The organism is Bacillus sp. NMCN1, assembly GCF_002998085.1.
In the GTDB taxonomy this organism is placed as follows: Bacteria; Bacillota; Bacilli; order Bacillales; family Bacillaceae; genus Bacillus.
In genome coordinates this window covers 691,874-712,116 of record NZ_PVQL01000002.1, presented here as the reverse complement: position 1 = coordinate 712,116, position 20,243 = coordinate 691,874, and the positions used below count along the sequence as shown (strand labels likewise).

Sequence of the window (20,243 nt, the reverse complement as noted above, 5' to 3'; positions counted from 1 at the left end):
CTCTATTATTAGGCGTTTCTCTTCGCTTCGATGGCTAACAGCAAAGCACCTGTCATGCCGGCCTTGTCCTCAAGTCCAGGAGAGACAATGTATGTATCAAGCGGCGGTAGGTCTACATAATCATTGAGATAAGCAGCAAGCTTCTCTCGAATTAGTGGAAACAGCTGCTTTTGCTTCATGACACCCCCGCCCATCATGATGCGCTCTGGGCTTAAAATGAGCGAGTACTGCATCAGCGCCTGAGCCAAATAATCGGCTTCAAGTACCCAAACCGATTCTTCATGCGTGAGCTCTTTGGCAGATTTCCCCCACCTTTTCTCAATCGCTGGTCCAGCTGCCAGTCCCTCTAAGCACGTACCATGCGCTGGGCAGACTCCTTCAAATGGGTCTGATTCATGCTGCCTGACAAGGATGTGCCCCATCTCTGGATGTGAATGACCGTGAAGAAGCTCATTTTTCATAACAGCTCCGGCACCGATACCCGTACCGACCGTGATATACATACAGCTATTCAGCCCTTTGGCTGCCCCTTTTGTTAATTCAGCTAATGCTGCCGCATTAACATCTGTTGTAAAAGACACTGGGACCCCTAATTGCTTCTCTAGCTCTGGGATGAACGGGTAATGCTTCCACTCTACTTTCGGCGTGTTCATGATATAACCGTAAGAAGGGTCGTCCTTTTGGACACAGATCGGTCCAAAGGAGCCGACCCCTAATGCTTCAATGTCATGCTGCTCGAAAAATGGAATGAGCTTTTGTAATGTTTTTTCCGGGTGCTCTGTCGGAATCGTCATTTCCTCGAGAATGTCCCCATGCTCATTGCCGATTGCACAACAAAACTTTGTACCGCCAGCTTCAATTGCTCCATAATACGCCATCATTGATCTCCCCCTGCTCGTTCTCTTTCTTCATCATAAAACATAGGGGAGAAGATCACAACATTACGTATTGGTCAGAAGAACAGCTTCCATGTCATTGATATACTCCCTTAAATGATGGGCAATATCACGATTGATTTCACCATCTTCATACAAAGTTTGAATTTCATTTCGTATTGTCTGTACAGCTTGGAAGTTAAGCTCTTTTTTCTTCCGGTCAAATGAACGGTCTTTTTGCTGGAAGAAGCTTGGACCGTGTTCACAGCGGAAAATCACTTGATTGTAAAAACCAATGACTTGATGACACGTTTGTTTATTTTCATCGGTCATATGCTGTTTGATCGAGTCCACAGCAGCCTCAGCCGTTTTCTTACGAATTTGTTTGTACGATCCCTCGTTTTCTAAAATGCCGCTTGAAACGCGCTCATCCGGCCGCCATAATTGGAGCCATTGAAGCAAGCGCAGAAACTTCACTTTTGAAAAACGAATTTTAAAGGAGTTGGAATACAGCATTTCCAGCTCATGAAATCTCTCCTGTAGCTCATAGGCTTCTTCTTTATCTAATTTCTCTTCATCAATTAATTGCTGAAGCTTCATTTGCTCTGCTTTAATGCCATGCAATCTGATTTTTCGTTCCTGTTTTCTCATCCCGAATTGGTACGGTTCACGCTGGATATTGCGCAGCTTCATTCGGTAATCATTGATGAGTGCAAGAGACACTTCCCTATTGTCTTCATTCATTCCTTCTCTTAAGGTTTTAATGGCACTTCTCAGCAGCTTCCGTTTCGAATGCTGAATCTTTGTATCCAAGTCCACGGCGATTTGCTTGTCTTTTTTCTCAGATAAAAGAGGCAGTAACACACTAGCTAAAATGAGTGTACATAAGATGACGCCTGCTGCGAGGAAAATAATCAAATGCCGTTCAGGAAACGGTGATCCGTCCGCAAGTGTAAATGGGATGGAGAAGGCACCGGCTAATGTGACTGCCCCGCGCACACCAGAGAATGTCATGAGCATCGAGGCGCGAAGCTTCGGTTTTTTCACGTTTTGCTTTTTCGTTGCACTCCAATTCCCTGCCCAGAACAGCCATACCCATAAGAACCTCAGGATCATAAGACACAGCGTGATGATTAAGATGTAACTGATGACCTGCATATTATTAAAGGCTTCATCCTGGAAAATAACCGTCGATACATCAGGAATCTGCAATCCAAGTATAACGAAAACAAGTCCGTTTAAAATAAATAAAATAATATTCCATGTGTTTGACGAAGCGATTTGCAGTTTGGCTAAATTCGCCTCCATTCGATCCTGCTCAATGGCATGTGTCACACCACCCGCTACAACCGCTAAAATCCCGGACACACCGATTTCTTCCGCTGCTAAATAGATCACAAATGGTGTAAGGATTTGCAGGATGATATGCATCGTGACATCGTCCATTCCTAACCGGCGGAGGAAATAGCGAAAACGAATGATAAAAAAGGATAGAATAAATCCAGTCAATAGACCACCTGCGGCAATCAGAACAAAGCTAAATGATGCCTCAGCAATTGAAAAAGCGCCAGTAACCGTTGCAGCAATGGCAAATTTAAAGGCAACAAGCCCTGATGCATCGTTCATCAGCCCTTCACCTTCCAGCAGCCTCATGATGCCCTTTGGCATATTCACACGGCTGGAAAGAGCACTTACTGCTACCACATCTGTCGGTGATAAAATCGCTGCAAGCGCAAATGCGGCTGGAAGCGGAATGCTTGGGATCATCCAATGGATGGTATATCCTGCTACAATGACTGTCGCAAATACTAACCCTAGGGCTAACAGAAGTATCGGCGCTCTTAATTTCCACAGCTCGTCCCTTGGAGTACGCTTCCCGTCATTAAATAACAGCGGCGCAATAAATAAAACGAAGAATAGTTCAGGATTTAAAGAAATATGTAAACCTGAAGGAAAAGCTGCCACCAATATTCCTAAGCCCACTTGAATTAACGGGACTGGAATAAAGGGGACAAAACGATTGATAATATTAGATGATGCGATGAGTGCTAGTAATACGAGCACTGACAAAAAAATCTCCACTAGTACGTGCCCCTCCTATTTCAATTTTTTCGTCAAGTTTTGCTTACATGCAAAGATGTGTTCATTTCATGTTGATTCATCCGTCCGATCATAGGTGCTTCTTTAGTATTCCGCAAAATGTGAAACCAACACATAACAATCCATCTAGGCAAAAAAAGGCTGAATCCATATATTCAGCCAGCTGACAAAATTTTCATCACATGTATTGTTCCAATGATGAACAAAAAGACCCTGCTTTTATTTTACACGAAAACTCCATTACCTGCTGACATCCAGCTCGTATCAAACAAAAAAAAAAAGAGCGAAACCGCTCTTTTCTCGTTTTACCCTTTATTTAAAAAATAAGACCTAGCGGGAAGCCGCCATTTGAATAGGTAGGAACAAACCCTGCATACGACGAGGATGAGGAACAGCAAATACAAAGCAATCTCTCCTTGTGCTAAACCGAGTCCTACGAGTAAGCCGCCAAGTGCTGCCCAAACTGCGTAAATCTCCGCTTTTAAAACAAGCGGTTTGCGCCCTGCCAGGAGATCACGCACAATTCCGCCGCCGCTTCCAGTCAAAATGGCTGCCACAATGACCGCACTGAGCGGAAGCTCTCTTTGCACAGCAAATAATGCACCTTGAATTGCAAACGCTGCTAAGCCGATCGCATCCGAGAAATTCCCCCATGTGCTCCAGTGCTTGAGCAAAAGCTTTGGAAAAAGAAACACAATCGTAATGGATACAAGAGCAATGGTAAACATCTTGCCCTGTGACCATAAAGCAGACACCGGAAGACCAATTAATAGATTCCGGATCGCTCCACCGCCAAATGCTGTCACAATCCCTAAAATGTACACACCAAGAATATCGTACTCTTCCTCCATTGCCACTATCGCACCACTAATGGCGAATGCGATAATACCAATGATACTTAAGACTTCCCATGCCATTTTCCGCTTATCTCCTTACATGATCTGATCATCTAACACTACTCCCTTAATGTATATCTGACATAAGCGAAAAGCAATACAAATTTTCTTTAAATTTTATCTTTTTGCAAAAATAAAAAATAGCCCGCTTAAAAGCAGGCTATCTCTCAATCTTCTTTTGCATTTAACAGCAGCATACTGATGATGATAAGAATAAATGCAATAAGAGCTAATAGTGGAATGGTGATAAAACCAAACCAGTTCAGATAATCAACGGAACAAGGAATGCCGCTGAGGCAAGGGCGAATCGACGCAAAGCCCGGGATCTTTTGTTCCATATAATGATAGATGGAAAAGCCAGCACCGATCACAGCCAAAGGCAGTACGTAATACTTCACTTTGACATCGCCCCGGAACGTAGCAATTCCAAGTAAAAGCACGAGCGGGTACATGAAAATGCGCTGAAACCAGCACATATCGCATGGGATAAACTTCTTGATTTCACTTAAATACAGGCTGCTCATCGTCGCAACGATAGAGACAATCCAAGCACTGTACAAGTAAATAAGCTTATTTTTCATGATTTCTTCCCTTTGAGCTCTTGATCAATTAATTCTTTGATTTCATCATAGTCATAAAAGTTTTGAACTTGTTTATTGTTAATCAAAATCGTTGGTGTTGAATTCACTTTATATTTGTTCACAAGCTGATCGTCTGTGTTCAGCTGCGGCTGATACGTTTTCTTTGATAAGTTATCTTTGAGTTTGTCCGTATCAATTTTTGTTGTCTTTTTCGCTAGTTCAGTCAGCTTAGCAGGCGTAACCCATTCTGCTTCACTATCTGGCTGTGCTTGATAGACAGCTTCATGGAATGCCCAGAAGTTTTTTGGATCTTCTTTCCACACTTCTTCAGAAGCTAGTGCTGCTAACACTGCGCCATCTCCATGAACAGGCAGTGGTAAGTTAATAAATGAAAAGGATACATCGCCTTTATCTATGTAGTCTGCTTTCAGTTTTGGGAAAATGTCTGTTTCAAATGATTTACATGACGGACATTTGTAGTCCCCAAACTCGACGATTTGCACCGCTGCGTTTTTGTCTCCTATGACAGGCTGTCCTTTAATCGAAGGCTTACTGTCAACTGTTTGTGCTTCTTGGCTGTTCTTGTTCCCAATCACAACAAATAGACCGATGAGAAGAGCTGCGATGATGGTTAAAATGACAGCAAATTTAATGGATGAAGATTGATTATTTTTCTTACTCACATAAGCACCTACCTTATCTTTTTCATTCCTTAAAAAAGAAAAAGGATAATAGCTTAGAAAAATGCCATTATCCAACTTCTTCTATTTTAACAAGAGGGGGTCCATTATGAAAGATGGTATTCATGAAATTTTCCTTACAATTTTATTTCATGACCCTCATCGCATTTAAAACAGCGAGTACGGTGACACCGACATCCGAGAAGACGGCTTCCCACATGGTCGCAATTCCGAATGCACCGAGTATTAGGAAAATGCCTTTGACACCAAGGGCAAATGCGATATTCTGCCATACAATCCTTCTTGTCCGTTTTGCGACAGCGATGGCTTCTGCTACCTTTGATGGCTGGTCCGTCATGATGACGATATCAGCCGCTTCGACAGCTGCGTCTGAACCAAGCCCGCCCATTGCAATTCCTATGTCCGCTCTTGCTAATACCGGTGTATCATTAATGCCGTCCCCAACAAATAATAGCTTTTCTTGAGGCGCTTTTTTCTGATCAATTTCTTCTAATTTCGTTACTTTATCCTGCGGTAATAATTCTGCATGTACTTCGTCGATACCAATTTGATTGGCGACCGCAGTTCCGACTTGCTTAGCATCACCAGTGAGCATGACGGTTTGAATTCCAGACGCTTTTAGAGCAGAAACGGCTTCGATTGCATCTTCCTTCAATTCATCTGCTATCAAGATCGATCCTGCAAACTCACCGTTAATCGCCATGTACACAACAGTTCCGCTTCTTTTTTCTTTTTCATACGCAATGCCTTCTCGCTCCATCAAGCGGTGATTTCCCGTTAAGACACGGGAACCGCTGATGGTCGCTTTAATTCCATGTCCCGCGATATCCTCATATGCTTCGATCTGGCTTTCATCAAGCGGTAAGCTGTATGCCGCTTTAATCGATTCTGCAATAGGGTGAGAGGAATGAGCTTCTGCCAGTGCTGCAAAAGCAAGCAGCTCTTCTTCTGACCACTTGTCGCTGGTTGTGACAATATTGGTCACCGTAAAGTTTCCTTTTGTTAGCGTGCCCGTCTTATCAAATACCGCATATTTCACAGAATTCAATGCTTCTAGATAGTTACTGCCTTTCACAAGGATGCCTCGTTTAGAAGCTGCCCCAATTCCCCCGAAGAATCCTAATGGAATGGACACAACAAGAGCACAAGGACAAGAGATCACGAGAAAGACAAGTGCCCGGTACACCCAGTCAGACAATTGTGCTGATGGAATAAGAAGCGGCGGCACAAAGGCAAGCAATAAGGCGAGCACGACGACAGCCGGTGTATAATATTTTGCAAACTTTGTGATGAAATTTTCTGTCTGTGCTTTTCGGCTGCTCGCATTCTCAACCAAATCTAAAATCTTCGTCACTGCCGATTCGCTTAGCTCTTTTTGCACTTCAATTTCAAGTATACCGTTTTGATTCACAAATCCTGCAAGAACTTCCTTCCCCGCTTCTACATCCCGCGGCACCGACTCCCCTGTTAATGCAGAGGTATCAACGAGCGAGAAGCCTTCAATAACGAGCCCATCCAGCGGAATTTTTTCACCAGGCTTCACGACAATACGGTCACCGGCTTTTACTTCTTCCGGATTTACTTTTTTCGTTTCATTTCCTACTTTTAGATTCGCGTATTCTGGACGTATATTCATTAATTCACTAATTGATCGTCTTGAACGGTTCACTGCTGCCCCTTGGAAGAGCTCTCCAATTTGGTAAAAGAGCATAACTGCCAGTGCCTCTGGATATTGTTGAATAACAAAAGCGCCAGCTGTTGCAATGGTCATTAAGAAGTTCTCATCAAATACTTGGCCGCGCACGATATTTTTCAGCGCTTTAAAAACCACATCACCGCCGACTAGTAAATACGCTGCGAAAAACATGATGAACTTTAGTACACCATCTTCAGGTATAAAGTAAGCAGCTGTTCCAATGACTGCACCGCCAATTAATTTCAGCACAATCGTTTTTAAATTTTTCGTCCCATGATCATGATCGTGATGATGTCCTTCTTCTTTCGGTGATAAACTCACATGAGGTTCAATGGACTGAACAGTTTTTTCAATACGCTTTGTCATCGTTTCTTGCTTATCTGCATGCGTAACAGTCAATGTGCCTGTCGCAAAGTTAACAGAGCAAGCTTCCACTCCATCCATTTTGCTGACACCTGTTTCTATTTTACGTGCACAGTTGCCGCAATCAAGACCGCTTAATACGTATTCATCCTTCATCTTTTTCATGTTCTCACCTTTTTCTATATAATAAGTAACGTTCCCTGGATCGATTCAACCTATTAAAAATTAAAAACTTTATATATGAGCATATATTCATATATTGGATTATCCTTATTATATGAGGAGTTCTTATCTTCTGTCAATCATTTATGAAGAAATAATTAGTTTTTTTGTGTCCAATTCTGTCACACGGATTTACAAAAAACCAAGCTCATGTCCTCCGCTCCACGCATAACATAAAAACGATCGTTTGACCTCTGACAGAAAAAGTGCAGCTTTTCTCTTTACAAAAGAAGGACATACACTTAGAATGAAATAAAAGTTTCCCTAAGGAAACAAATTAGCATTAGAGAATCATTTCATCCTTTAGTCAAAATTATTTAATGTATGCATATATCTTTAGGAAGTGCAATGATGATTGAAAGGGGCCGCAAGAGATGCAAAATGCTTTAACAATCGAACGTCTTCATGTCTCATATCATGGGCAGGATGCATTAGAGAACATCTCTCTTTCCGTACAGGAAGGAACGATGACAGGAATCATAGGTCCAAATGGTGCCGGTAAATCGACTTTACTCAAGGCATGTTTGGATTTAATTGAAAAAGACCAAGGGGATATTCGCTTTTTTGAACAGTCCTTTAAACAGGTCAGAAAACAGATCGCCTATGTACCACAAAGAAATGATCTAGACTGGACGTTTCCTATTCATGTACTCGATACCGTGCTACTTGGAACATATCCGAAGCTTGGCCTGATAAAACGTCCGAAAAAAGAAGACCGCGCATATGCGTACCACTGTTTAGAAAAGGTCGGAATGCAGGACTTTGCCAAAAGACAGATTGGTGAGTTATCCGGCGGTCAGCAGCAGCGTGTCTTCCTTGCAAGAGCACTTGCGCAAAATGCACAGCTCTTCTGTTTGGATGAGCCATTTGTTGGGATTGATATGACCAGTGAAGAAACAATGGTTCGCATTTTGAAAGAATTACGGGATGAAGGAAAAACCATTTTGGTTGTCCATCATGATTTAAGTAAAGCTGATGATTACTTCAGCCACCTCGTTCTGTTAAATAAAAAACTCATCAAAGCTGGACCTGTACACGACATCCTTCGCCCAGAGGTCATGCTGGAAGCATATGAAACGCAGCTACCATTCTTAAAATCAGCAGGAGGAGACGTGTAATGGAATTTTTAACCGGACTCTTTGAGTATGCGTTTTTGCAAAAAGCGTTATTTACATCCGTCATGGTAGGCATTATTTGCGGGGTTATTGGCTGCTTTATTATTTTACGGGGCATGGCCCTGATGGGAGACGCCATTTCGCATGCCGTGCTGCCAGGTGTCGCCATCTCTTATATGCTGGGAATTAACTTTTTCTTTGGGGCCGTTTTAACTGGAGTATTAACAGCGATCGGGATTGGATACGTGAGTCAAAACAGCCGCATTAAAAATGATTCTGCCATCGGCATTGTCTTCACCGCTTTTTTCTCAATCGGAATTATTTTGATCACATTTTTGAAAAGTTCCAGTGATTTATATCATATCTTGTTTGGAAACGTTCTAGCTGTTCGGTCATCTGATATGTGGATTACGCTTGGCATCGGCATTTTTATCCTGCTGGCCGTCACCATTTTCTACAAAGAGCTGCTCATTAGTTCATTTGATCCGGTGATTTCTTCGGTTTACGGTTTACCGAATCGAATGATCCATTATTTTCTCATGACCTTGTTGACCCTAGTGACCGTTGCGTCACTGCAAACTGTTGGGATTATTCTTGTCGTTGCCATGCTTATTACGCCGGCAGCCACTGCTTATCTCTTAACAGACCGGCTATGGATCATGATTTATTTATCTGCTTTTTTCGGTGCAGTTTCTGCTGTCGTGGGACTTGGGCTTAGTTTTACGTATAACTTGTCGTCTGGAGCTTCTATCGTGCTGGTCGCGACCATTTTATTCGGGAGTGCCTTTATCTTTTCACCAAAGCAAGGAATTCTATGGAGATCATTAAAATCTAAACGAAAACGAACGCAGCTAAAAAAGGAAGCGTCTATGTAAAAGGAGGACATATATGAAGAAGGTATTTGCAATCCGTTTGATCGCAGTATTCGTTGCCCTTATGGTCATCGCAGGCTGTTCTACTAAGCAAAATAATTCCGGCAAAGATGACGGCACATTAAAAGTCGTCACGACCTACTCCATTCTTTATGACATTGTGAAGGAAGTAGGCGGAGAGCACGTCTCTATTCACAGCATTGTTCCCATTGGTACAGACCCACATGAATTTGACCCACTGCCAAAGGATGTTCAGCATACGACGGATGCAGACCTTGTTCTATATAATGGCTTAAACCTTGAGACAGGGAACGGCTGGTTTCAAAAGCTGCTCGAATCGAGTGGCAAGGATGGGGATGATGCACCTGTAGCCGAATTAAGTAAAGGCGTCAAAGTAAAGCACTTGTCTTCAAAAGGACTCGAAAGCCAGCAGGACCCCCACGCCTGGCTGAATATCGAAAATGGGATTCTTTATGCTCAAAATGCCCGGGATGCGCTTATTAAAGCGGACCCTGAGCATCAAGAGGATTACGAAAAAAATACAGAAGCCTATATCAAAAAGCTTCAAGCGCTTCACGATGAAGCAAAAGACAAGTTTGATCAGCTGCCAAAAGACAAAAAGCTCCTTGTGACAAGTGAGGGAGCCTTCAAGTATTTTGCAGATGCCTATGGACTGAAAGCAGGCTACATTTGGGAGATCAACACAGAAAGTGAAGGAACACCTGGACAAATGAAGCGCATCATTCATTTTGTCAAAGATCATCAAGTACCTGCGCTCTTTCTTGAAACAAGTGTCGATCAACGCAGCCTTGAAAGCTTATCTGAGGAAACCGGGGTTCCGATTAAAGGAAAAGTATTCACTGACTCTATTGGAAAGAAAGGTGAAGACGGAGACAGCTACTATAAGATGATGAAATGGAATATTGACACCATTTACAAAGGGCTTTCATCATAAGAAAAGACAGGCGGAATGATTCCGCCTGTCTTTTTTATTAGCTGGCTATATTTTGCGGGTGTTTTTTCGGCCAGATAACATAGCTGATGCTAATAACGAAATCAATGGCTAAGACCATTCCCCACACACCGGCGAGCTGCATCAGTGCTTCCGTTCGTTCTGGTGCTTGGATGAGGTAGGATAACCCAAATAGCAAACCAGCCCCGATGACATAAGAGACGAGATGCCGCGTCCAGCCGACCATTTCATACACAGACCGTTCCTTCCCGTACTTTGGTCTCCCCTTCGGTTTAGGGCCTCCTGCAAATCGATAAGCAAACCGGACATCTGCCCATTTCACCATTTGATGTCCAAAGGCGAGACTCATCCCAATATAAACAGCCGCAAGCCCGTGAATGACACTTGCCACAGCTCCCTGCCTTAAATCCATATAAGTCGCTGCAAGAAGAATGAGATCCAAAATCGGTGTACAAATGAGGAAGAAGGCGCCCCACTTTTTCTGTCTAAACACATAACGAAGTGTTAAACCCACCAGAATAAACAGCCAAAAGCCAATTTCACATGCCACAATCAATAAACCGACCAATATTCCCCACATCCTTTTCAACACAGTTGTATTAAATAAAAATAACACAACTGTGTTAAAAAAACAATAGCTGTGCTAAAATCAATGTATGCCAAAAATCGTCGATCACCATAAACAAAAACAAAAAGTCGCTCAAGCTGCAATGAGAGTGATTAAACAGGATGGTTTGGAGAATGCTTCTGTACGAAAAATAGCAGTAGAAGCTGGAATTTCAGCCGGCTCTATGCGTCATTATTTCTCCACACAGCAGGAGCTATTTCTTTTCTCTATGACATTGATTCAGGAAAGAGTCAAGGAGCGGATGACAGGACTTCAGCTAAACGGTTCAACGGAAGAAAATGTCCTCATGTTATTGGAGCAGGTTCTTCCACTTGATGAAGAACGAAGATTTGAAATGGAGGTGTGGCAGGCTTTTACAGTCAAGTCGCTGACAGAACCAGATTTACAGCCGCTCAATGCAAAGATGTATGACGAGCTTTTCCAAACGACCCAATTTTGCTTAATGAAATTAAAAGAGGATGGGCTTTTGCTTGATCATATCGATCTTTTAGTCGAAACTGAGCGGCTTTATGCGGTCATCAATGGGCTTGCATTGAATGGAATCTTGCAGCCTCATCGTTTACCGCCTCAGCTCATACGCTCCGTGCTGCAAATGCACCTGCAATCCATCACCAAAAAAGACATGTCTCCCTAATGAGGGAGCATGTCTTTTTTTAATCTTCCATAAAAATACGTTTTGCTTCGTAGTAGAGCACCTGCACAAATTTCTTCACATTGATACGGGTGTGTTCTTCTCTTCCGCTCGTCTCTTTTGTTAATTCACTCATTTTCTTTCGCACGATGGTGAAATCAAAGAATTTAGATGCGTAATTTTCAAAGGTCGGATGAGAAAAATCGGTTAATCCAAGTGATGCGATGTGTTTCAAGGATTGGTTGATCGCACGCCTTACCCGCTGTTCCGCTGCCTTCGCTTCTCTTGCAATGTCTGCCGATGTGTAAGGCTCATTTAATTTATCCTCGGTGACGCCTGTGAAAATAACCTTTAAAGAAGGAAATGAATCGTGATGTTCGGTATGCAGCGCTAAATATTGATCTGTGAAAAGAATCATATCTAATAAATCTTTAGACCCCTTCTCACCGACAATCCCAAGCTCTGCCAGCAAGAACTGACCTGCCTCTGCAAGACTTTTCCCACGCTGCTTCGTTTTCGTCTGACCACGCTGCTGAAACTGCATGACGGATTTGAGTGAGTGCTGAATGTTCTCAATTGAATGCTCTAAATGAAGCCGTTCAATCATGAGGTGGAGCACACTTAAGACCTCTACACGATTGATCGGCTTTGTCACATAATACTCAACGCCAAGCGTATACGCCTGGCCGATTAATTCCTTTGTTTCTACCTGTGACAGCATTAAGTATTTCCCACGAAACTCATCCTTTATGGCTCGAATCGTTTCAAGACCGTCTCTTTCCGGCATTAATAGATCAATACATAAAATATCAATGTGCAAATCATTTAAGTAGCTTGCTGTTAACTCTGCGCCATCCTCTGCTTCCCCTGCGACAATGCCAAGCTCTTCATCTTCAATGAGCTGAGCCAGTGAAGAACGCACGGCTTCATCATCATCAACAATAAAAAACCTCATCTCCCAATCCCCTCTTTTCTACTGACTTGATCCACTGGTATCGTTAACGTGAAAATCGTTTGTTTATTTGGGATACTCTTCATCTCAACACTTCCGCCAAGCTTCTCCGCTGTATCCTTCACATAGGAAAGCCCGATACCGCTTGATGGATTCCCAGCCTGGTCGTATTTTAAAGTAAAACCGGGTTTAAAAATAACATGATGATTACGCTCTTTAATGCCAGGTCCGTTGTCACTAATTTGAAAGATCACATGGTTCTCTTTCTGTGAAATGGAAAGTGACACCTCACCATCCACCGGAATGGCTTCGACAGCATTGGAAACGATATTATTTAACAAAGATAGAATGGTATACACGTGATAGGAGGGATGCTGCCCATCTTCATCATAATGAAAGACAATGTTTTTTTTAAGAGATTCTGCGTAATTTTCATGGATACGAATCACAAGCCCAGCAATATGCGCAGGACTTGCATAAGCCTGGAAATTTTCCTCATGAATCAGCTTTGATAATGCAGAAAAAATCCGCTGGTTATCCTTTTTGATCTCATGTACCTCTCCTGCAATTTGCAGGGCTGTTTTTCCGAGCTTTTTCAAATCCAATGATTTCCCATCCTTTGCGTGGTGCAGGGATTGATACAATTGATAGGATGTCGCTGTAATGTGCTCAGCATGTGCAAGTGTTTTATGAAAGTATGTAGATTCCGTGTAAAGGTTAGACAGGAGCATCAGCAGATGTTCCTTTTCCTTTTTCATTTGACGCTCTCTCGCCTGCTCTTCATATAATCGAATCATTGTATAACAAGCCAACACGAAAAAGCTTCTAAAAATCGCCAAAACAAAAAGTTGAAACAGCGTCCGCATCGTTAAAATTTCATCAATGGTGCCACGAAGTGCAATCATCTCAACAACGCTCGCACACAGTTCCATGATGATACCTGTCGCTCCAATCAGCCAAGGCTGATCACGGAAACGTCTGACCTTCAATAAATAAAAGAGCGTGCCATAGACGACATAATAAAGCAGGGAAGGAAATCTTAATGAAACCGCCTCTTCCAGCGGAAGATGCCCTGTCACTGCTGTATCAAGCAGCACGCGAAACGCAAAAACAGAAACCCCTGCAATAATACCGCTAGCCCATGCCGGGAATTTTTTCATTTGAAGCAGGATAAAGAAAAAGACAACGGTTCCAAAGCTGACCCGAAAGCTGTCCTCAAATGGATAAAATTTAAACTCTCCGCCAATCGGTGTCAGTACAATGAGCATCACAATTAAATAAGGCTCTGTATTCAGCCATTTTTTCAGTAGATTCAAACGCAGTCACATCCCTAATAATTGACGATAGTATACTATGTGAGCTTGAGAAAAACAAACATCCATGAAAAAGCGCACACCGGAACTTTGCCGGTGTGCGCTTCTCATGATGCCGCTTAATCTTCTAGACGATCCTTTTCTAAAAGTGATGCGCCAGCAATACCTGGTTTGGTCATTTCAAAAGGATTCAAGATGACGTCAAGCTCTTCCTCTGTTAACACATCATTTTGCAGACAAAGCTCACGTACAGATGCGCCTGTAAGAATCGCTTCTCTTGCAATTCGTGCAGCTGCTTCATAACCAATATGCGGGTTCACCGCTGTCATGACACCAGCACTTTTTTCTACATATTCTTTTAATCTCGTTTCATCTGCTTTCAGATCACGCAAGCAGTTGTCCATGAAGGACTCAAATACATTTTTCATCATGCTGAGAGATTGTAGTAAGTTGAATATTAAAACTGGTTCCATGACGTTCAGTTCAAGCTGACCAGCCTCTGATGCAAGACAGATCGTGTGATCATTTCCGATGACTTGGAATGCCACTTGGTTCATGACTTCAGGCATAACTGGGTTGACTTTACCTGGCATGATAGATGAACCTGGCTGTCTCGGCGGCAAGTGAAGCTCACCAAAGCCTGCTCTTGGACCTGAAGCCATCAAACGAATATCGTTCGCCATTTTGGACATATTCATCATACATACTTTAAGTGCAGCTGATACTTCTGTATAAGCATCCGTATTTTGTGTTGCATCGACTAAGTCTTCAGCTCCAACTAACGGTAATCCGCTAATGTCAGATAGATAGCCAACCACTTGGCGAATATATTTAGGATCAGCATTCAATCCAGTTCCGACTGCTGTTGCTCCCATATTGACTTCATATAAATGCTGTCTAGACTGCTTGATACGTTTAATATCACGAGCAAGAACCTTTGCATAGGCACTAAACTCCTGACCAAGTCTGATTGGAACAGCGTCCTGAAGATGCGTACGTCCCATTTTGATGACATGATCGAATTCCTGCGCTTTTTCAGTCATGACTTGATGCATGTTTTCCATCGTATAAAGTAGTTTTTCAATCATATTCAATGTTGAAATATGAATCGCTGTTGGGAAAACGTCGTTTGTTGACTGCGACATGTTCACATGCGTGTTTGGACTTAGCTCAGTATAAGCGCCTTTTTCCTTTCCTAGTAGTTCAAGCGCTCTGTTTGCAATGACTTCATTGGCATTCATATTCATTGAAGTGCCAGCCCCGCCTTGAATTGGATCGACAATAAATTGATTGTTCCATTTTCCTTCAATAACCTCATCTGCGGCTTGAACAATTTTTTCTCCAAGACCAGAATATAGTCGTTGTGTATCCATATTTGCAAGTGCGGCTGCCTTTTTGACAATCCCTAATGCTTTGATGAGTTCCTCATGAACATGGTAGCCAGTAATTGGAAAGTTCTCTACTGCACGTAATGTTTGAATTCCATAATATGCTTGAGTGTCTACTTCCTTTTCACCTAAAAAGTCTCGTTCGATTCGAACTTGCTTGTCCTGTAGCTTCGTCATTTGAAAAGATCTCCTTTTTACGCTGCTTTTGTTTGTTGTTTTAATTCCTCAATATACTTCTTCGATTTCTCTTGATCAAAAACTTTTTCCCACTTAGACATGACAATGGCTGCAAGTGAGTTACCAAATACGTTAACAGTTGTACGAACCATGTCAAGAATACGGTCGATCCCAACGATGAAGGCAAGTCCTTCAAGCGGCAGTCCCATTGCACCAAGTGTTGTGATGACAACAACGATAGATGCACCTGGTACACCAGCCATTCCTTTAGATGTCAGCATCAAGATTAATAGTAACGTAATTTGCTCATAGATGGAAAGCGGCATGCCGTACATTTGTGCAACAAATATGGCGGCAATGGATTGATAGATGGCACTTCCATCTAGGTTAAAGGTGTAGCCTGTTGGGATAACGAACGACGTGATCGCTTTCGGGCAGCCGAACTTCTCCATTTTGTCCATTAATCTAGGCAGTACAGCTTCTGAACTTGCTGTTGAGAATGCAAGAATGATTTCTTCTTTTAGCACTCTAAATAGTGTAAAGACGCTTGTTCCAGCTAATTTTGCGATAATGCCAAGTACGACAATGACGAAGAATGCCATTGTACCGTAAACGACAAGTACCAGTTTACCTAGCGGGAGAAGCGCTCCGACCCCGAATTTGATCACCGTCACACTGATGAGCGCGAATACACCAAATGGTGCAAACTTCATCACTTTATTGGTCACCCAGAACATGGCTTCGAGTATACCCTCAAAGAATCCTAACACTGGTTTCCCTTTGTCTCCTACTGCGGCAATTCCTAATCCGAATAAGACTGTAAAGAAGATCGTTGGTAATAGATCACCTTCTGCAATGGATTGGAAAACGTTTGTTGGCACTAAATGCACAATGGTTTCAGAGAAACTCGCTTTTTCGGAAGAAGCTTTCGATGTCTCTTCATATTTAGAGATATCGCCTTTTTCCATGTTGCTCATGTCAATTCCTGTACCAGGATGGAAGACGTTTGCTGCAAGCAGTCCTACTGCTAATGCAATCGTTGTCACAATTTCGAAGTAAAGAATGGTTTTTCCGCCGAGTCTTCCGATGGTTTTCATATCCCCTACACCAGCTACTGCTACAATCAATGCAGCAATAACAATTGGAAGAACGATCATTTTAATTAAATGGATGAATATATCGCCAATCGGCGTTAACACATTAATAACGGTTTCATTTTGATAAAACAGCGCTCCCACGATAACACCCAGAACAAGCGCAATGAGTATTTGAGAAGCTAACCCTAACTTTTTCATACGTGAACCCCCTTTTTTTGATAACGCTTTCTTTGTTGCTTAATCGCATCTTAACGATGAACCTACAAAAAACGACAAAAAGGAACAAAAAAAGTGAATTTTTTATGAAAAATCTTTTAAAAGGTGGGTTTTTCCACAAAATTGTTAAAAAAAGACTTCGCTTTTGGGCGAAGTCTCAATGATCTTGCATTTGTTCACTTGGTGTATCTTGTTGTAGATAAAATCCATCGTAAATCTCATATCCAATGAGGACAAGAGCAACGTAGAACAATGCACTAATCGTCCAAATCCATCTGACATTCAGCTTCATTGTGCCACTCCTTCTCTAACCGGCTTCAATCGCTGCAATCTGAGTGCATTCAATACAACCGACACGGAGCTAAAGGCCATTGCTGCTCCTGCAAGCCATGGCGCAAGGAGTCCAAAAGCAGCTATCGGTATCCCAATACAGTTATAGGCAAGCGCCCAAAATAGATTTTGCTTGATGTTTCTCATCGTTTTTTTACTAAATTCAAGCGCATCTGCAATGGCATGGAGGTCTCCTGTCATGAGCGTGATATCTGCTGCTTCCATGGCAACATCTGTCCCTGTTCCAACTGCCATCCCAATATTCGCTGTCGCAAGAGCCGGGGCATCATTGATGCCATCTCCGACCATGGCGACTTTCTTTCCTTGTTCCTGAAGCGCCGCAATGTGAGCAGCCTTTTCCTCAGGCAGGACTTCCGCAATGACATGATCAATGCCCGCCTGTTTCGCAATCGCCTCTGCCGTCAGCTTGTTATCACCTGTCATCATGACAACGTGAATTCCTTGCTCTTTCAGACGCTTGATAGCTTGAGGTGAGGATGATTTGATCGTATCTGCCACTGCGACAATGCCGGCGACTTCGCCGTCAATCGCGACGAGCATAGCCGTTTTCCCTTGCTGCTCCAGTAGCGTGACGGATGCTTCGACTTGATCATATGGGATATGATGTTTCTGTAATAGCTTACGTGTACCAATCAAAAGCTTGCGCCCTGCGGCGATTGCTTCAATTCCATGTCCTGGGTCTGCTTGGAAGGCTTCGACCTCGACCGCTTCAAGACCTTGTTCCTTCATTCCGTCTGCGATCGCTCTAGCAAGCGGGTGTTCTGACTGCTGTTCTGCCGATCCTGTTAGCTGTAGCAGCGCATCTTCTGTCCAATTGGCATAAGCCATCACATCTGTGAGACTCGGCTCCCCTTTTGTCACAGTCCCTGTTTTATCTAAAACCACCGTGTCAAGTGACTGGGTCACTTCTAAATGCTCCCCGCCTTTAAACAAAATGCCTGATTCAGCTGCACGGCCGCTGCCAGCCATTATAGAAGTTGGTGTGGCAAGACCAAGCGCACACGGACATGCGATGACGATGACTGCGATAAACGTTTCAAGGGCTGACGTCACATTTCCTGGGTCAATAAGGAAAAACCATATCAGGAATGTGAGCACAGCAATTCCTACAACGATGGGAACAAATATCCCTGATATTTGATCTGCCATCCTTTGAATCGGTGCTTTTGAGCCCTGTGCTTGTTCTACGACTCGGATAATCTGTGAAAGGGCGGTCTCTTTCCCGACTTTTGTCGCTTTCACTTTCACAAACCCATTTTTATTGATGGTTGCCCCGATGACCGCATCTCCTGCGGTTTTATCAACAGGAAGACTTTCTCCTGTTATCATGGATTCGTCTATTGCGGTTGTCCCCTCCACGATCTCTCCATCTACCGGCACTTTCTCACCCGGTTTGACAAACACAAGATCATTCACTTTCACTTCGGAAATTGGCACGGTCATCTCTTTCCCATCTCGCTCGATGACCGCTTCTTTCGCTTGTAGGCCCATCAGCTTTTGAATCGCTTCTGATGATCTCCCTTTTGCTCTTGCTTCCATTAATTTTCCGAGCACGATCAACGTAATAAGCACAGCACTTGTTTCATAATAGAGGGCTGTCTCATGTGTGCCTTGAACCGCTGACTGAATGCTTTCGTATAAACTATAGAAAAACGCTGCTGACGTCCCAAGTGCAACAAGAACATCCATGTTGGCACTTTTATTACGTAAAGCTTTATACGCACCTACATAGAAGGGCCAGCCGACAATGAACTGAACCGGCGCTGCTAACGCCAGCTGAACCCAAGGATTCATGAACGCTTCAGGCAGCCAAATAAAAGACGTGAAGGAAAAATGGCTGACCATTGCCCAAAGAAGCGGCAGTGACAGGATCATTGAAAATAAAAAGCGTGCCGTCTGCTTCTCTATTGCTGCTTGGCGATGATCTTTCTTTCCTTCCTCTGCTTCATCTGCAGCTGGTTCAATTAAAGAATACCCAATGGACTGTACTGCATCCTTTATATCATTTGTAGACGTTTGGCCAGGGTAATACGTGACCTGAAGGGTCTCAAGCGCAAAGTTCACAGATCCGTGATCAACACCATCCATCCGATTGATTTTTTTCTCGATTCGGTTGGCACACGCCGCACACGTCATTCCCTCTATATCAAACTCTGCTTGCTCCATCACCACACCGTAGCCAAGAGATTGGATTTTTTTCGTCAGATCATCTGGTGATAGTTGTTCCGTTTCATATACGATATGAGATGTTTCAAGTGCCAAATTCACATTGGCTTCATCCACACCTTCCAGCTTGTTCAAGCTCTTTTCAATGCGTCCTGCACAGGCAGCACAGGTCATCCCCGTAATATGAAAATCAATTTCTTTTTTCATTCTTCTCACCTCTTCACATACTCCTTGGGGGTATCTTTTTTTGAAAAAAATACGCGCTGACACATGCAGCACGTATATCATTTATACGACATCATATCCCTGTTCTTCAATCACATCAGAGATTCGGTGTAACGTGACTTGATCAGGATGAAATGAAACATCCACCTCTCCCTTGTCTAAATGGACTTTCACAGATTCAACACCTGCTAATTCTCCTACATTTCCTTCGACTGCTTTCACGCAATGTCCGCAAGACATACCCTGCACTTGAAGTGTCGCTTGTTCCACTTCTCATCGCCTCCTTCAATCATTTACTACAACTTACTATACCCTAGTAGGGTATCAATGTAAACATAAATCATTCTTAATGTGCTACGATTTTGTCAGTTTTGTAAAAACGTTCATTAATTCTTCAATGGCTTCATCTCCATTGCCGCTCTTAATGGCATCCGCTACGCAGTGATGTGTATGCTTTTCCATCAATTGAAGGCTGACTTTTTTCAAAGCTGCATTGACAGCGGAGATTTGATTGACAACATCTATACAGTAACGATCGTTTTCAATCATTTGCTGAATTCCACGCACTTGTCCTTCCACTCGTTTCAATCGATTGATCAATTGATCTTTATCCTTCTCGGCTCTTGGCGAAACCATATGTCTTTCTTCATGTTCTGTCATGTGATCACCTTTTTTCTAATAAGACTTGTCTTTATTTAAATTAAA

At 42.9% G+C, this 20,243-nt stretch carries 19 protein-coding genes; 4 read left to right on the top strand and 15 right to left on the bottom strand.

Annotated features, from left to right (window positions below):
• Window positions 1–8 precede the first annotated feature (8 nt).
• The 6 genes from C6W21_RS13415 to C6W21_RS13390 form a co-directional block, all read right to left on the bottom strand.
• The gene (locus C6W21_RS13415) at window positions 9–878 is read right to left on the bottom strand and encodes an ROK family protein (protein ID WP_106050760.1); all 870 of its coding nucleotides are present in this window, start codon (window positions 876–878) and stop codon (window positions 9–11) included.
• A gap of 63 nt (window positions 879–941) precedes the next feature.
• On the bottom strand, window positions 942–2,957 hold the full coding sequence (locus tag C6W21_RS13410) for a Na+/H+ antiporter (protein WP_106050759.1): 2,016 nt from the start codon (window positions 2,955–2,957) through the stop codon (window positions 942–944).
• Between the two features lie 323 nt (window positions 2,958–3,280).
• Window positions 3,281–3,892 (bottom strand): trimeric intracellular cation channel family protein, encoded by a 612-nt coding sequence (locus tag C6W21_RS13405; protein ID WP_003212961.1) that lies wholly within the window; start codon window positions 3,890–3,892, stop codon window positions 3,281–3,283.
• Between the two features lie 146 nt (window positions 3,893–4,038).
• Window positions 4,039–4,452: a disulfide oxidoreductase gene (locus C6W21_RS13400; protein ID WP_003212957.1), complete on the bottom strand. Its 414-nt coding sequence runs from the start codon at window positions 4,450–4,452 to the stop codon at window positions 4,039–4,041.
• Window positions 4,449–5,135, bottom strand: a complete 687-nt coding sequence (locus tag C6W21_RS13395; RefSeq protein ID WP_034660697.1) for a DsbA family protein — start codon at window positions 5,133–5,135, stop codon at window positions 4,449–4,451. Before C6W21_RS13395 ends, C6W21_RS13400 begins: the two co-directional genes overlap by 4 nt.
• 142 nt (window positions 5,136–5,277) lie before the next feature.
• Window positions 5,278–7,377: a heavy metal translocating P-type ATPase gene (locus C6W21_RS13390; protein ID WP_106056458.1), complete on the bottom strand. Its 2,100-nt coding sequence runs from the start codon at window positions 7,375–7,377 to the stop codon at window positions 5,278–5,280.
• A gap of 431 nt (window positions 7,378–7,808) precedes the next feature.
• Here C6W21_RS13390 and C6W21_RS13385 point away from each other — a divergent pair, with 431 nt between their 5' ends.
• The 3 genes from C6W21_RS13385 to C6W21_RS13375 are packed head-to-tail and all read left to right on the top strand — an operon-like array spanning window position 7,809 to window position 10,376.
• The gene (locus tag C6W21_RS13385; protein WP_106050757.1) at window positions 7,809–8,552 is read left to right on the top strand and encodes a metal ABC transporter ATP-binding protein; all 744 of its coding nucleotides are present in this window, start codon (window positions 7,809–7,811) and stop codon (window positions 8,550–8,552) included.
• The gene (locus C6W21_RS13380) at window positions 8,552–9,424 is read left to right on the top strand and encodes a metal ABC transporter permease (RefSeq protein ID WP_106050756.1); all 873 of its coding nucleotides are present in this window, start codon (window positions 8,552–8,554) and stop codon (window positions 9,422–9,424) included. The genes C6W21_RS13385 and C6W21_RS13380 overlap by 1 nt, the downstream gene beginning before the upstream one ends.
• A gap of 13 nt (window positions 9,425–9,437) precedes the next feature.
• The gene (locus C6W21_RS13375) at window positions 9,438–10,376 is read left to right on the top strand and encodes a metal ABC transporter substrate-binding protein (protein WP_106056456.1); all 939 of its coding nucleotides are present in this window, start codon (window positions 9,438–9,440) and stop codon (window positions 10,374–10,376) included.
• 37 nt (window positions 10,377–10,413) lie between these two features.
• On the opposite strand, the gene C6W21_RS13370 is transcribed toward C6W21_RS13375, so the two are convergent.
• Complete coding sequence (locus tag C6W21_RS13370; RefSeq protein WP_106050754.1) at window positions 10,414–10,962, bottom strand: hypothetical protein; 549 nt, start codon at window positions 10,960–10,962, stop codon at window positions 10,414–10,416.
• 88 nt (window positions 10,963–11,050) lie between these two features.
• On the opposite strand from C6W21_RS13370, the gene C6W21_RS13365 reads away from it, so the two are divergent.
• Window positions 11,051–11,656: a TetR/AcrR family transcriptional regulator gene (locus C6W21_RS13365; protein WP_106050753.1), complete on the top strand. Its 606-nt coding sequence runs from the start codon at window positions 11,051–11,053 to the stop codon at window positions 11,654–11,656.
• Window positions 11,657–11,675: 19 nt separating this feature from the next.
• Here the strand turns inward: C6W21_RS13365 and C6W21_RS13360 are convergent, their stop codons facing one another.
• From C6W21_RS13360 to C6W21_RS13325, 8 genes are all read right to left on the bottom strand, one after another.
• Complete coding sequence (locus C6W21_RS13360; RefSeq protein ID WP_106056454.1) at window positions 11,676–12,608, bottom strand: response regulator; 933 nt, start codon at window positions 12,606–12,608, stop codon at window positions 11,676–11,678.
• Window positions 12,605–13,921 carry an ATP-binding protein gene (locus C6W21_RS13355; protein ID WP_106056452.1) on the bottom strand — a complete coding sequence of 439 codons (1,317 nt, stop codon included), beginning with the start codon at window positions 13,919–13,921 and terminating at the stop codon, window positions 12,605–12,607. Before C6W21_RS13355 ends, C6W21_RS13360 begins: the two co-directional genes overlap by 4 nt.
• 116 nt (window positions 13,922–14,037) lie before the next feature.
• Window positions 14,038–15,483: an aspartate ammonia-lyase gene (gene aspA, locus C6W21_RS13350; protein ID WP_034659994.1), complete on the bottom strand. Its 1,446-nt coding sequence runs from the start codon at window positions 15,481–15,483 to the stop codon at window positions 14,038–14,040.
• 17 nt (window positions 15,484–15,500) lie between these two features.
• Entirely contained in the window at window positions 15,501–16,778 is a 1,278-nt protein-coding gene (locus C6W21_RS13345) for a cation:dicarboxylate symporter family transporter (protein WP_003213370.1), read from the bottom strand.
• 175 nt (window positions 16,779–16,953) lie between these two features.
• Window positions 16,954–17,088, bottom strand: a complete 135-nt coding sequence (locus tag C6W21_RS19370; protein WP_262982825.1) for a hypothetical protein — start codon at window positions 17,086–17,088, stop codon at window positions 16,954–16,956.
• Complete coding sequence (locus tag C6W21_RS13335) at window positions 17,085–19,520, bottom strand: heavy metal translocating P-type ATPase (RefSeq protein WP_106050749.1); 2,436 nt, start codon at window positions 19,518–19,520, stop codon at window positions 17,085–17,087. Before C6W21_RS13335 ends, C6W21_RS19370 begins: the two co-directional genes overlap by 4 nt.
• A gap of 81 nt (window positions 19,521–19,601) precedes the next feature.
• Complete coding sequence (gene copZ / locus C6W21_RS13330) at window positions 19,602–19,808, bottom strand: copper chaperone CopZ (protein WP_106056450.1); 207 nt, start codon at window positions 19,806–19,808, stop codon at window positions 19,602–19,604.
• An 84-nt stretch (window positions 19,809–19,892) separates the two neighbouring features.
• Window positions 19,893–20,198 (bottom strand): metal-sensing transcriptional repressor, encoded by a 306-nt coding sequence (locus C6W21_RS13325; protein ID WP_106050747.1) that lies wholly within the window; start codon window positions 20,196–20,198, stop codon window positions 19,893–19,895.
• Between the last annotated feature and the right edge of the window lie 45 nt (window positions 20,199–20,243).

Excerpts from the sequence above, each read along its gene's own strand:
- C6W21_RS13335 (WP_106050749.1), bottom strand. The coding sequence starts at position 19,520 with ATGAAAAAAGAAATTGATTTTCATATTACGGGGATGACCTGTGCTGCC.
- C6W21_RS13325 (WP_106050747.1), bottom strand. The coding sequence starts at position 20,198 with ATGACAGAACATGAAGAAAGACATATGGTTTCGCCAAGAGCCGAGAAG.
- C6W21_RS13400 (WP_003212957.1), bottom strand. The coding sequence starts at position 4,452 with ATGAAAAATAAGCTTATTTACTTGTACAGTGCTTGGATTGTCTCTATC.
- C6W21_RS19370 (WP_262982825.1), bottom strand. The coding sequence starts at position 17,088 with ATGAAGCTGAATGTCAGATGGATTTGGACGATTAGTGCATTGTTCTAC.
- C6W21_RS13375 (WP_106056456.1), top strand. The coding sequence starts at position 9,438 with ATGAAGAAGGTATTTGCAATCCGTTTGATCGCAGTATTCGTTGCCCTT.
- C6W21_RS13385 (WP_106050757.1), top strand. The coding sequence starts at position 7,809 with ATGCAAAATGCTTTAACAATCGAACGTCTTCATGTCTCATATCATGGG.
- C6W21_RS13380 (WP_106050756.1), top strand. The coding sequence starts at position 8,552 with ATGGAATTTTTAACCGGACTCTTTGAGTATGCGTTTTTGCAAAAAGCG.
- C6W21_RS13360 (WP_106056454.1), bottom strand. The coding sequence starts at position 12,608 with ATGAGGTTTTTTATTGTTGATGATGATGAAGCCGTGCGTTCTTCACTG.
- C6W21_RS13345 (WP_003213370.1), bottom strand. The coding sequence starts at position 16,778 with ATGAAAAAGTTAGGGTTAGCTTCTCAAATACTCATTGCGCTTGTTCTG.
- C6W21_RS13405 (WP_003212961.1), bottom strand. The coding sequence starts at position 3,892 with ATGGCATGGGAAGTCTTAAGTATCATTGGTATTATCGCATTCGCCATT.
- C6W21_RS13365 (WP_106050753.1), top strand. The coding sequence starts at position 11,051 with ATGCCAAAAATCGTCGATCACCATAAACAAAAACAAAAAGTCGCTCAA.
- C6W21_RS13415 (WP_106050760.1), bottom strand. The coding sequence starts at position 878 with ATGGCGTATTATGGAGCAATTGAAGCTGGCGGTACAAAGTTTTGTTGT.
- aspA (WP_034659994.1), bottom strand. The coding sequence starts at position 15,483 with ATGACGAAGCTACAGGACAAGCAAGTTCGAATCGAACGAGACTTTTTA.
- C6W21_RS13390 (WP_106056458.1), bottom strand. The coding sequence starts at position 7,377 with ATGAAAAAGATGAAGGATGAATACGTATTAAGCGGTCTTGATTGCGGC.